This is a genomic window from Streptomyces sp. NPDC000348 (assembly GCF_042898795.1).
GTDB lineage: Bacteria > Actinomycetota > Actinomycetes > Streptomycetales > Streptomycetaceae > Streptomyces.
The window spans coordinates 243742-256002 of the sequence record NZ_JBIAZD010000008.1; the positions used below are offsets into that span (position 1 = coordinate 243742).

Sequence of the window (12261 nt, forward strand, 5' to 3'; positions counted from 1 at the left end):
GCGGGGGGGGGGGGGGGGGGGGGGCCCCCGCGGGGGGCCCCCCCGGGCCCCCCGGGGGGGGGCGGGGGGGCCCCACCGGCGGGTCAGGCGCCCGTCCGGCGGTCCGCCGGCCCGGGGCGGCAGCCGTCGCACACACCCGTGAGTTCGACGGTGTGGTCCACGGAGTGGAATCCGATGTCGCGCGCGGTCCTCACCACCCACTCCTCGACCTCCTCGGAGTCGACGGCCAGGCTGAGGCCGCACTCCCGGCAGACGAGGTAGTGGCGGTGGCCCTCGTCCGGCCTGGGCCGGTAGAGGCGTTCGCCGTCGCTGTCGCGCACCACGTCGACGTGCCCGGCCGCCTCCAGCAGCCGGAGGGTGCGGTAGACGGTGGACAGTCCCACCGCCGTGCCGTCCGTGACCAGGGCCGTGTGCAGGCTCTGCGCCGAGACGAAGACGTCGCGGGCGCGCAGGGCCTGGAGGACTGCGGCTCGCTGCGGGGTCGTGCGCCACGCGCCGCGGGCCCTTCCGTGCATGAGTGTGTCTCCCGTCGCTCGTGAGGGCCGTCCGGGCACCGCCGGGTCCGTGCCCGGACGGCCGCTGTCACGCCCTCGGGGCCGTGCCCCGGAACACCGGCCCGGCCGGTGTTCCGGGGAGGGAGGGGACCGGCGGCGGACTCCTGCTCGCCGCCTGCCGTCAACCGTGCGGAGAGGGCCGTGCGCGGGTCCGGCCGCCGCGGGCCGGCACCGATGGGCGCCGGGGTCAGTCCTCCGGGCGCAGCAGGCCGCGTCGGTAGGCGGGTACGAGGTGCTGGGGCACCCGGTGGGTCACCCCGTCCACCGTGACCGGCACCAGGTTCGGCGCACTCGCCTTCCACTGGGCGCGGCGGTGGCGGGTGTTGCTGCGGGACATCTTGCGCTTGGGCACGGCCATGGGGGTTCCTCTCGGTCGGGACGGTCCTGCGGCGCCGGACGCGCCGCCGGTGGACAGGGGGAGCGCCCCGACCGGGCCGGAGGCCGTCGGCCGTGATGCCGCGTCGGGGCGCCCTCAGCATACGACAACGGTTTTCATGTGCGATAGCTGTGGAGGGTCCCGCCCTCCCGGGCCGGCCGCCGGACCCGGACGGTCGGCACGGCGGAGAAGGTCCCGATGACGACGGCGCGGGTGTCCGGTTGTCGCCCGTACGTGGTAAATGCCTGGACCGGCGGCACCGTTCGACGGAAGACTTCCGAGTTCCGACCTCCGGGGGGTGTGATGGCGACGACAGAGACGCAGGGGCCGACGCCGGGCAGGAGCGCGGTCGTTCTCGCGCTGCGCCTCTACGGGCGGGAGATGCTGCGACTGCGACGGATGACCCTGCCCGCGCTGCTGCTGCCGGCCGTGGGCAACATCGGCATCCGCTACGTCGCCCCCCTGCTGGTGGCGAAACTGGCGGGGCAGGCCGCCGACGACGGTGGCCTCGCCCTCGCCCCGGCGCTGCCGTACGTGCTGGGCTTCGGCGCGGCGCTGCTGCTCGCCGAGACCGTGTGGCGGATCGGACAGCACTGCCTGAACCGTGTGGGCGCCCTCGGCATGGAGCACCTCTACGTGCTCGGCATGGACGAACTCCTCGCCAAGGACGCCGCGTTCTTCCACGACAACTTCGCCGGCTCCCTCACCAAGCGGGTGCTGAGCTTCGGCAGGCGCTTCGAGGACTTCGTCGACACGCTGACGTACCGGATCGTGGGCAGCCTCGTGCCCCTGGTGTTCGGCGCCGTCGTGCTCTGGCACTACGAACCGCTGCTCGTCGCCGGCCTCCTCCTGATGATCGCGCTGACCGTGCTGGGCGCCGCGCCCCTCATCCGTCGCCGTCAGGCGCTCGTCCACGCCCGTGAGGCGGCGGTCGCCCGGGTCTCCGGCCACGTGGCCGACAGCCTCACGAACATGGAGACCATCCGGGCGTTCGCGGCCGAGCGGCGGGAGGCCGACGAGCACCGCAGCCGGGTCGCGGACTCCCGGCGCCTGACGCTGAGGTCGTGGGACTACGGCAACCTGCGCGTCGACACCCTGGTCGCCCCCATGTCCGTGCTGACCAACGTGCTGGGCCTGCTGGTCGCCGTCGCCCTCGGCGGCCCGGGCCAGGGAGTGGAAGAGATCGTCGTCGCTTTCACCTACTACTCCAACGCGACCCAGATCATGTTCGAGTTCAACCAGATCTACCGGCGTCTGGAGAGCTCGATGACCGAGGCCGCGCAGTTCACGGAGCTGCTGCTGGACCCGCCCACCGTGCTGGACCCGGCGGAACCCGAACCGCTCGCGCCGCGGGACACCGGCATCCGCTTCGAGGCGGTGACCTTCGCCCACGCGGGCGCGAAGCCGATCTTCGAGGGCCTCGACCTGGACGTACCCGGCGGCGCGCGGATCGGCCTGGTCGGCAGGTCCGGCGGCGGCAAGACCACACTCACCCGGCTCCTGCTGCGGATGTCGGACCTCGACGGCGGACGCCTCCTGATCGGAGGTCAGGACATCAGCCGGCTGCGCCAGGCCGACCTGCGCTCACTGATCGCCTACGTCCCGCAGGAACCCGCGATGTTCCACCGCAGCCTGCGGGACAACATCGCCTTCGCCCGGCCCGGCGCCACCGACGAGGAGATCCACGCGGCGGCCGCGGCCGCACACGTCACGGAGTTCGCCGGTCAGCTGCCCGAGGGCTTCGCCACCCTGGTGGGGGAGCGGGGGGTGAAACTGTCGGGCGGTCAGCGCCAGCGGGTCGCCCTGGCCAGGGCGGTCCTGCGCGACGCCCCCATCCTGCTGCTCGACGAGGCGACCAGCGCACTGGACTCGGAGAGCGAGATCCTCGTCCAGGACGCCCTGTGGCGGCTGATGGACGGACGCACGGCCCTCGTCGTCGCCCACCGTCTGAGCACCGTCGCCGGCATGGACCGGCTCGTCGTCCTCGACCGGGGACGCGTCGTCGAGCAGGGCACCCACGGGGAACTGCTCGCCGCGGACGGCGCCTACGCCAAGCTGTGGCGGCACCAGTCGGGCGGTTTCCTCGGCGGGGCCGTCGGGCAGGCCCCCGGCGGCGGCCCCCCGGGAACCGGTCCCACCGCGCTGCCGGCACCGGCCGGCCCCGCGCCGGACCGGGACCGGAAGGCGCCCCCGCAGCCCCGTACGGGCACCGGGCCCGCATGACCGGCAGGCCCTCGCCGGGCCGCCGCGCGGCCGACGCCCCGGCGCGGCGTCGGCCGCCCGCGCGTACGTCGGCGCCGGTGGCCCGGTGACGGGCCCGGTGGCACGTCGGAGGGGCCGGCCCGGTCCCGTCGGGTACCCGACGGGCGGAGGCGGGCGCGGACGTGCGGATCCGCGAGCGTCCCCGGCCGAACCCCGATCCGCGAAGGAGCCCACGATGTCCGTCGACACGCGGCAGGCGTCCGCCCCGCTCACCGGCGACGAGCTGAGGACGCTGGACGCGCACTGGCGCGCCGCGAACTACCTGTCCGTCGGCCAGATCTACCTCATGGCCAACCCCCTGCTGACCGAGCCGCTGCTCCCGGAGCACGTCAAGCCGAGGCTGCTGGGTCACTGGGGCACCTCGCCCGGTCTGAACCTCGTGCACACCCACCTCAACCGGGTCATCAAAAGCCGTGGCCTGGACGCCCTGTGCATCTGGGGACCCGGGCACGGCGGTCCCGCGGTGGTCGCCAACTCCTGGCTGGAGGGGTCGTACACCGAGACCTACCCCGACGTCACGCGGGACGCGGCCGGAATGGCGCGGCTGTTCAAACAGTTCTCCTTCCCCGGCGGGGTACCCAGTCACGTCGCGCCCGAGACGCCCGGCTCCATCCACGAGGGCGGCGAACTCGGATACTCCCTGTCCCACGCCTACGGCGCCGCCTACGACAACCCCAACCTGCTCGTCGCCTGCGTGATCGGCGACGGCGAGGCCGAGACCGGGCCGCTGGCCGCGTCCTGGCACTCCAACAAGTTCCTCGACCCGGTCCACGACGGCGCGGTCCTGCCGATCCTCCACCTCAACGGCTACAAGATCGCCAATCCGGCCGTCCTCGCCCGGCTGCCCGAGTCCGAACTCGACGAGCTGCTCAAGGGGTACGGCCACGACCCGGTCCACGTCACCGGCGACGATCCGGACGCCGTCCACCGGGCCATGGCCCGGGCCATGGACACCGCGCTCGACCGCATCGCCGCGATCCGGCGCGCGGCCCGCGAGGAGGGCGCCGGCGAACGCCCCCGCTGGCCGGTGATCGTGCTGCGCACCCCGAAGGGCTGGACCGGCCCGGCCGAGGTCGACGGACTTCCCGTCGAGGGCACCTGGCGCGCCCACCAGGTCCCGCTGGCCGCCGTCCGGGACGACCCCGACCACCTGCGGCAATTGGAGGCGTGGCTGCGCTCCTACCGGCCCGAGGAACTGTTCGACGAGCACGGCGCGCCGCGGCCGGACGTGCTGGCCTGCGTCCCCGACGGCGCCCGGCGGCTCGGCTCCACCCCGCACGCCAACGGCGGACTGCTGCTGCGCGAACTGCCCCTGCCGCCGCTGGAGCGGTACGCCGTCCCCGTCGACGAGCCCGGCGTGACCCTGCACGAGCCCACCCGCGTCCTGGGCGGCCTGCTGGAGGACGTCATGCGGGGCACCGCCGACCGGCGGGACTTCCGTCTCGTCGGTCCCGACGAGACCGCCTCCAACCGCCTCCAGGCCGTCTACGCGGCCAGCGGCAAGGCGTGGCAGGCCGGCACCCTCGACGTGGACGAGCATCTCGACCGGCACGGTCGCGTGCTGGAGATCCTTTCCGAGCACACCTGCCAGGGCTGGCTGGAGGGCTACCTGCTCACCGGCCGGCACGGGCTCTTCTCCTGCTACGAGGCGTTCGTGCACATCGTCGACTCGATGGTCAACCAGCACATCAAGTGGCTGCGGGTCACCCGCCGGCTGCCCTGGCGCGTGCCCATCTCCTCCCTCAACTACCTGCTGACCTCCCACGTGTGGCGCCAGGACCACAACGGCTTCTCCCACCAGGACCCCGGCTTCGTCGACCACGTCCTCAACAAGAGCCCCGAGGTGGTGCGGGTCTACCTGCCGCCGGACGCCAACACCCTCCTGTCGGTCGCCGACCACGCGCTGCGCAGCCGCGACTACGTGAACGTGATCGTGGCAGGCAAGCAGCCCTGCTTCGACTGGCTGACGATGGACCAGGCGAAGGCGCACTGCGCGCGGGGCGCCGGGATCTGGGAGTGGGCCGGCACGGAGAACGGTGGGCGGGAGCCCGACGTGGTGCTCGCGGCAGCCGGTGACGTCCCCACGCAGGAGGTGCTCGCGGCCGCCCGGCTGCTGCGCGCACATCTCCCGGAGCTGACGGTGCGGGTGGTGAACGTGGTCGACATCGCCCGGCTGCTGCCCGCCGAGGAACACCCGCACGGGATGACCGACTTCGAGTACGACGGCCTGTTCACGCCGGACAGGCCGGTCGTCTTCGCCTACCACGGCTACCCCTGGCTGATCCACCGCCTCGCCTACCGCCGTACGGGCCACAAGAACCTGCACGTGCGCGGCTACAAGGAGATGGGCACGACCACCACGCCGTTCGACATGGTCGTCCGCAACGACCTCGACCGCTACCGCCTGGTCATGGACGTCATCGACCGCGTCCCGGGCCTGGCGGTGCGCGCAGCGGCCGTGCGCCAGCGGATGGAGGACACCCGGCTGCGCCACCACGACTGGATCCGCGTCCACGGCACCGACCTGCCGGAGGTCGCCGACTGGTCCTGGGACGGCTGACCCGCGCCGACGGGAGGCCCCGCGAGGGCGGGGCACCCGGCGCGGGGCCGGGGACCGGTGTCCGCACAAGGGCCGGACGGCACCGGCCCGGGGCGTCCGGCCCGTGGCGCGGCGGAGCGCGCGGGGACGATCGCCTCCGGCACGGTCCGCGGTCCGGCCGTACCGCCTCACCCCGCCGTACGGCCGGCCGCAGCGGGCCGGAGGCGTCGGGCGGGAGAGGACGGCCGGACGTGAGCGCTCCCGCAGTGCGACCCGCCGACCGGGCGTGGCCGTACGGAGGATGTCCGGTGACCCCGCGCGAGGAGGCGCCATGAGCGCCGGCCGGGGCGCGCATGGTCGAAGTGGGCCGGAAGGAAGCGCCGGAACTGCCGGCGAGCGTGTCCCCGGGACGGGTCGGCTTCACCGAGCGGGCGCTGCCGGCCATCCGGCCCGTCGACCACCTGGTGGACGCGGGAGCCGTCATCTGCGCACCCACCCGGGATCCGCTCTGCCGAGGCACTCGCTGAGCCCGGAGGCGGTGGCCCACCGGGCGGACGGCATCGACCGGGTGACGCACACCGGCTGGAGCGTGGCGGTGACGGGAGCCGCCACCCGCGTGACGGCCCCGGAGGAACCGGACCGCTGCCGGAGCCTCCTGGTGCCCTGGACCGGCGGCGGGACGGCGCACGTGGTGCGTGTCGTCCCGGAACTCGTCACCGGCTACCGTCCGGAGCGGTCACACGTGTGACCGACGGGCGGCGGCGCGCCGCCGTGCCGGTGCGGCCGGTCTCCTCCGTGGCGGGAACGCGTGCACAGGGCCGGGCGCTCCTGGCCTTTCGTCCCCGGGCCGGGGAAGGATGGCCGGTGGAGCCCGAGAGAGCATGAGGAGTCTTTGATGGCGGTCGGTGGGCAGGGCGGTCGTGCGGGTGGCCCGATCCGGGTGTTTCTGCTGGACGATCACGAGGTGGTGCGCCGGGGAGTGCACGACCTGCTGGACGACGAGGCGGACATCACCGTGGTCGGTGAGGCGGCGACGGCGGAGCAGGCCCTGGTGCGGGTCCCGGCGCTGCGTCCGGACGTGGCGGTTCTGGATGTGCGGCTGCCGGACGGCGACGGGGTGAGCGTGTGCCGTGAGCTGCGTTCGGCGATGCCGGAACTGGTGTGCCTGATGCTGACCTCGTTCGACGACGAGGAGGCGTTGCTGGACTCGATCATGGCGGGGGCGTCGGGGTATGTGCTGAAGCAGATCCAGGGTTCCGATCTGGTGTCGGCGGTGCGGACGGTGGCCGGTGGCCAGTCGCTGCTGGACGCGAGTGCGACGACCCGGTTGATGGCGCGGTTGCGGGGCGGCGGGCAGGCGGCCGAGGAGCCCGACGTCCTGCCGGGCCTGACCGACCGGGAGCGGGAGATCCTGGACCTGATCGGGGAGGGGCTGACGAACCGGCAGATCGGTCAGCGGCTGTACCTGGCGGAGAAGACGGTGAAGAACCACATCTCCCGTCTGCTGGCCAAGCTGGGGGTGGAGCGGCGCGTCCAGGCGGCGGTCATCGCCACCCAGGCCCGCGACCGGAAGCGCGACCAGGGACACTGACGCGACGCGCCGTGCGGGACCGCACCTCCCGCACGGCTCCGCGCGGGCGTCCGACGCGCGTGGACGTGACGCGGCCCGCCCACCCGGTGCGGGGAGGCCGGCCGCCGGGCACCGCGGTGAGGACGCCCGCGCCGCGCAGCACCCGGCGGCCGGCCACGGATCGACCCCGGCACCCTCGCGCGGCGGACCGGCGCGAGCCGCGACGAGAGCGGCGGTCACGGCTTCGGCCCCTCCCTCCCGGGCTCCGCGCCCCCCTGGTCGAGCCGGAAGGGCGGGTACACGTCGGTCATCAGGGCCGCGTAGGCCGCCACGCGCAGCACCCAGCGGTCGAGGCCGAGGAGGAGGTCGAAGACGCCGCGCGGGTAGCGGCCCGTGACGGCCAGGGCGACCCCGGCGAACAGGGCGAGCAGGCCGATGAGCCCGCCCGCGGTCCAGGCCGCGTCGGGGCTGCCCAGCAGGATCCCCAGGACCAGGTAGTGGGGAATGGCCAGCAGCCACCACTTCACCAGCACGAGGCCCCGGGACAGCTCGTGGGGGTACGCCAGGTCCCAGTGCGCCGGGTAGTCGGGGACGTCGGCGAGCGTGAACGGCGGATAGCGGTCGGTGGCCAGGGCGCCGTAGCCGTAGTACGCCACGCGCCACGACCAGCGCAGCACCCCGGAGTTGAAGTCGAACAGGGGGCGCGGGTAGCGGCCGGTGAAGAGGATCGCGAAGAAGGCCACCACGCTCACTCCCACGAACGCCACCCACAGGAAGCACAGGACGACGTAGTGGGGGAGGGCGAGCAGCCACTTGACCAGCCACAGCCAGCGGGACAGCGGCGCATCGAGCACCGCCGTCAGCCGGGCGGGATGGACCGGGCGCGTGAGGTGCGTGTTCATGGGAGCCGTTCCTTTCTGGATTCCGGGCGGTCACGGTCCGAAGCGGCGGGGCCGGCGTCGTGCCGCCGGCCGTCCCCGCCCGCCGGGGCGGAGGATCCGCCTCGGAGACCGCGCCGACGGCCCGCCGACGAGGCGCCGTCCGAGCCTGCGCACCCCTTCCTCGAACGGAGTGCCGGACTCGCCCGGAGCCGGAACGATGGGTTCCCTGCCGGGTCCTTCTGTGTCCAGCGTCCCCTGGACACCCCGGCCCCGCAGGGGCTGAGCGACCCCGGTGACGGGCCGAGGGGCCCCACCGCCCGTAAACAGCCGGACAGACGGCCGGCCCGCCGGCCACTGCCGTCCCCCGCGCCACCGATGCCCCGCCCCGTGCCGACAGGGCCCGGGGGACCTTGCCGGAGGCCCGCCGGTGCGCCGTGAGGGAAGCCGGGGCCGGCCCCCGCGGGAGTCCCGCCGGGTCCCGTGGGACGGCTCGGAGCCGGAGGGGCGAGGGGCTCGGCGGCCCCTCGCCCCTCCGGCTCCGCGGCCCGCCGGGGACCGTGCTCAGCCGTAGTAGGCGGTGCGCATGAGCTCCTGCATGTCGTCGAGCATCGGCATGCGGGGGTTGGCCGGTGCGCACTGGTCCTCGTAGGCGTTGAGGGCCTGCCGGGGCAGGGCGTCCAGGAAGGCCCGCTCGTCGATTCCCAGAGCCGCGAACGTCGGCTCGATGCCGACGGCGTCGCGCAGCCGTTCGACGGCCAGGGCGAGGGACTCCACGCCCTCGGCCGGGGTGGCGGCGGGCAGTCCCAGGGTGCGGGCGATGTCCTGGAAGCGTTCGGGGGCGCGGTAGCTCTCGTACTTGGGCCAGCCGGTGAGCTTCGTGGGCACGGTGCCGTTGTAGCGGACGACGTGCGGGAGCAGCACGGCGTTGGTGCGGCCGTGCGCGACGTGGAAGGTGGCGCCGAGGGTGTGGGACATGGCGTGGACGATGCCGAGGAAGGCGTTGCCGAAGGCCATGCCCGCGATGGTGCCGGCGTTGTGCATCTTCTCCCGTGCCTCCGCCGAGCCGTCGCGGTCGTTGACCGCTGCCTCCAGGTGGCCGAAGACCAGGCGGATCGCGTGCAGCGCGAGGCCGTCGGTGAAGTCGTTGGCGTACACGGACACGTACGCCTCGATGGCGTGGGTGAGGGCGTCGAAGCCGCTGTCGGCGGCCAGCGCCGGGGGCAGGGCGGTGGTGAGGAGGGGATCGACGATGGCCACGCTGGGGGTGAGCGCGTAGTCGGCCAGCGGGTACTTCTTGCCGCTGGCGGGGTCGGAGATGACGGCGAAGGGGGTGACCTCGGCGCCGGTTCCGGAGGTGGTGGGCACGCACACCAGGCGGGCCAGGGCGCCCAGGGTCGGGAAGCGGAAGGCGCGCTTGCGGATGTCGGAGAACTTCTGCCGCATGTCGGCGAAGTCGATGTCGGGCTGCTCGTACAGCAGCCACATCACCTTCGCCGCGTCCATGGGCGACCCGCCGCCCAGCGCGATGATCGTGTCCGGGCGGAAGTCCCGCATCAGGCCGGCGCCGCGCTGCACGGAGTCGATGCTGGGCTCCGGTTCGACGTTGTCGATGATCTGGACGGTCACCGGCTCACGACGCCGCTGCAGCACCCGCGTGATCCGGTCGACGAAGCCGAGGCGGGTCATGGTGGCGTCGGTGACGACCGTGACGCGGTGGACGTCCGGCATGGAGGTCAGGTAGCGGATGGCCTGCGGCTCGAAGTAGATCTTCGGCGGGACCTTGAACCACTGCAGGTTGTTGCGGCGGGTGCCGACCCGCTTGACGTTCAGCAACTGGGCGGCGGAGACGTTGTTGGACACCGAGGTGCTCCCCCAGGAGCCGCAGCCGAGGGTCAGCGACGGCAGCAGGCCGTTGTAGACGCCGCCGATCGCGCCCTGCGAGGACGGGGCGTTGACGATGACCCGCACGGTCTTCATGCGCGTGCCGTACGCCTCCGCGAGCTCACGGTCCTCGGTGTGGATGACGGCGCTGTGGCCCTGGCCGTGGAACGCGACCATGTCCGCGGCCAGGCCGAAGCCCTGCCGTTCGTCCTCGGCCCGCAGCACGGCCAGCACGGGGCAGAGCTTCTCCCGGGTCAGCGGCTCGTCCGGGCCGACGCGTCCGGCCTCGACGAGGATGACCGAGGTGTCCTCCGGAACGGAGAATCCGGCCCGCTCCGCGATCCAGGCCGGGCTCTGGCCGACGGCCGCCGCGTTGACCTTGGGTTCGCAGCCGGCGCCCGAGCCGCCGGCGGCGGGGAACAGGAAGGACTCCAGCTTCTCCTTCTCCTGCGGGGTGGCCAGGTGGGCGTGGAGGGCGCGGAACTCGGCGAGCGCCGCGTCGTAGATCCCGGCGTCGAGGATGACGGCCTGTTCGGAGGCGCAGATCATGCCGTTGTCGAACGACTTGGACAGGACCAGGTCGTTGACGGCCCGGCGCAGCTTCGCGCTCTTGTGGACGTAGGCGGGGACGTTGCCGGCGCCCACGCCGAGGGCGGGCTTGCCGGCCGAGTAGGCGGCCTTGACCATGGCGTTGCCGCCGGTGGCGAGGATCAGCGAGACGCCCGGGTGCCGCATCAGCGTGTCGGTGGCCTCGACCGACGGCTGCTCGATCCACTGCACGCAGTGCTCCGGCGCTCCCGCGGCGACGGCCGCGTCACGCACCACGCGGGCGGCCTCGGCGCTGCACCGCTGGGCGGAGGGGTGGAAGGCGAACACGACCGGGTTGCGGGTCTTCAGCGCCATCAGCGCCTTGAAGATCGTGGTGGAGGTCGGGTTGGTGACGGGGGTGATCGCGCACACGACGCCCACCGGTTCGGCGATCTCGACCATGTCCTCGATGTCGTCGCGGGCGATGACCCCGACGGTCTTCATGCCGCCCATGCTGTGCGTGACGTGCTCGCACGCGAACATGTTCTTGGCCGCCTTGTCCTCGAACACACCCCGTCCGGTCTCCTCCACCGCCAGGAGGGCCAGCGCGGTGTGCTGGTCCAGGGCGGCGACCGACGCCTTCTTCACGATGTGGTCGACCTGCTCCTGGGTGAGCCCCTCGTAGTCGGCGAGTGCCTTGAGGCCGGCCGTGACCAGACGGTCCACGGCGACCGCGGTGTCGGACGGGGCCTCGGTGCCGGTCGTGGCGGCGGTCCGCGAGTCCTGTCGGGTCATGGTGGTCTGCCTCCGTCGTCAGGGACCGCCGCGCACATACGGCGGTCTCGATGCGGGAGGGGCACCGCGGGGGACCGGCGCCCCTCCCTGACTCCACTGTGCTGCGCGCCCTGGTGCCGCGGCAGGCTCCGAAGGTCCCCCTCCGAGCCCGTCAGGCCCGGGGCGGCAGGGCCTGTCGGCCCGGGCCCCGGACGGGCCCGCCCGTCGGCCGGGCGGGGCACCGGGCTTCCGCGCGGCCGGCCGCGACGGGCGGGGCGCAGTCGTCGACGCGGAACGTCAGGGCGTTCATCACGCCGACGACGCCCTCCAGCCGCCATACGGCGTGGACGGCCTCCGGCACCTGGCTGCGCAGCTCCACCCGGCCGTCGAGGGTGACGACACCGTCGCGGACGAGGACGCGGACGGCGCCGGCCGGCAGCCCCAGGGCGCCGGCGAGGACCTCCCCGGTCACCTGGCGGCGGATGTCGTCGTCCGTGCGCAGGAAGACCCGGAGCAGATCCCGGCGGGTGGCGATGCCGATGAGCCGGTCCTCCTCGTCGACCACGGGAAGCCGCTCGACGCCACGGCGTTCCATCAGCCGGGCCGCGTCCGGGACCGTCTGCTCCGGGTGCACGGTGACCGCGGGACTCGACATCACGTCCGCCGCCGTGACGGCGGAAGCCGGGTCGCGGCCGGCCCGGTGCGCCCGCGCGCGGGCGAGGTCGGTCCCGGAGACCACACCGAGCACCTTGTCGTCGTCGTCGAGCACCGGCACTCCGCTGATCCGGTGGTGATCGAGCAGCCGGACGACCTCCTCGACCGGTGTCGCCGGGCGGGCCCGTACGACGTTCCCGGTCATCACTTCACCGACGGTACGCGTGGGCACGGTGGTTCCT

9 protein-coding genes are annotated in these 12261 nt (G+C 73.7%); 4 read left to right on the forward strand and 5 right to left on the reverse strand.

All coding sequences use genetic code 11. The features are described from left to right. Positions 1 to 83 precede the first annotated feature (83 nt). Both ACFY3N_RS18285 and rpmF read right to left on the reverse strand, forming a co-directional pair. Complete coding sequence (locus ACFY3N_RS18285; RefSeq protein WP_390817698.1) at positions 84 to 515, reverse strand: Fur family transcriptional regulator; 432 nt, start codon at positions 513 to 515, stop codon at positions 84 to 86. Between the two features lie 226 nt (positions 516 to 741). Continuing rightward, positions 742 to 912, reverse strand: coding sequence for a 50S ribosomal protein L32 (gene rpmF, locus ACFY3N_RS18290; RefSeq protein ID WP_390817699.1), 171 nt, complete (start codon positions 910 to 912; stop codon positions 742 to 744). A 321-nt stretch (positions 913 to 1233) separates the two neighbouring features. Between rpmF and ACFY3N_RS18295 the strand changes: the two genes are divergently transcribed. The 4 genes from ACFY3N_RS18295 to ACFY3N_RS18310 all read left to right on the forward strand — a co-directional run bounded on the left by ACFY3N_RS18295 (position 1234) and on the right by ACFY3N_RS18310 (position 7322). Then, positions 1234 to 3153, forward strand: a complete 1920-nt coding sequence (locus ACFY3N_RS18295; protein WP_390817700.1) for an ABC transporter ATP-binding protein — start codon at positions 1234 to 1236, stop codon at positions 3151 to 3153. 214 nt (positions 3154 to 3367) lie between these two features. Then, positions 3368 to 5752 (forward strand): phosphoketolase, encoded by a 2385-nt coding sequence (locus ACFY3N_RS18300; protein ID WP_390817701.1) that lies wholly within the window; start codon positions 3368 to 3370, stop codon positions 5750 to 5752. Between the two features lie 517 nt (positions 5753 to 6269). Then, positions 6270 to 6479: a pyridoxamine 5'-phosphate oxidase family protein gene (locus ACFY3N_RS18305; protein WP_390817702.1), complete on the forward strand. Its 210-nt coding sequence runs from the start codon at positions 6270 to 6272 to the stop codon at positions 6477 to 6479. A gap of 147 nt (positions 6480 to 6626) precedes the next feature. Further along, positions 6627 to 7322 carry a response regulator gene (locus ACFY3N_RS18310; RefSeq protein ID WP_390817703.1) on the forward strand — a complete coding sequence of 232 codons (696 nt, stop codon included), beginning with the start codon at positions 6627 to 6629 and terminating at the stop codon, positions 7320 to 7322. Positions 7323 to 7537: 215 nt separating this feature from the next. Here the strand turns inward: ACFY3N_RS18310 and ACFY3N_RS18315 are convergent, their stop codons facing one another. The 3 genes from ACFY3N_RS18315 to ACFY3N_RS18325 form a co-directional block, all read right to left on the reverse strand. Next, positions 7538 to 8203, reverse strand: a complete 666-nt coding sequence (locus ACFY3N_RS18315) for a DUF4389 domain-containing protein (protein WP_390817704.1) — start codon at positions 8201 to 8203, stop codon at positions 7538 to 7540. Positions 8204 to 8743: 540 nt separating this feature from the next. After that, a complete protein-coding gene (gene adhE, locus ACFY3N_RS18320; RefSeq protein WP_390817705.1) occupies positions 8744 to 11386 on the reverse strand; it encodes a bifunctional acetaldehyde-CoA/alcohol dehydrogenase in 2643 nt (880 codons plus the stop codon). Positions 11387 to 11537: 151 nt separating this feature from the next. Next, positions 11538 to 12251, reverse strand: a complete 714-nt coding sequence (locus tag ACFY3N_RS18325) for a CBS domain-containing protein (RefSeq protein WP_390817706.1) — start codon at positions 12249 to 12251, stop codon at positions 11538 to 11540. Between the last annotated feature and the right edge of the window lie 10 nt (positions 12252 to 12261).

Bases quoted from the DNA above. Each gene is read 5' to 3' on its own strand.
- ACFY3N_RS18285 (WP_390817698.1), bottom strand. From the start codon at position 515: ATGCACGGAAGGGCCCGCGGCGCGTGGCGCACGACCCCGCAGCGAGCC.
- rpmF (WP_390817699.1), bottom strand. From the start codon at position 912: ATGGCCGTGCCCAAGCGCAAGATGTCCCGCAGCAACACCCGCCACCGC.
- ACFY3N_RS18295 (WP_390817700.1), top strand. From the start codon at position 1,234: ATGGCGACGACAGAGACGCAGGGGCCGACGCCGGGCAGGAGCGCGGTC.
- ACFY3N_RS18300 (WP_390817701.1), top strand. From the start codon at position 3,368: ATGTCCGTCGACACGCGGCAGGCGTCCGCCCCGCTCACCGGCGACGAG.
- ACFY3N_RS18310 (WP_390817703.1), top strand. From the start codon at position 6,627: ATGGCGGTCGGTGGGCAGGGCGGTCGTGCGGGTGGCCCGATCCGGGTG.
- ACFY3N_RS18315 (WP_390817704.1), bottom strand. From the start codon at position 8,203: ATGAACACGCACCTCACGCGCCCGGTCCATCCCGCCCGGCTGACGGCG.
- adhE (WP_390817705.1), bottom strand. From the start codon at position 11,386: ATGACCCGACAGGACTCGCGGACCGCCGCCACGACCGGCACCGAGGCC.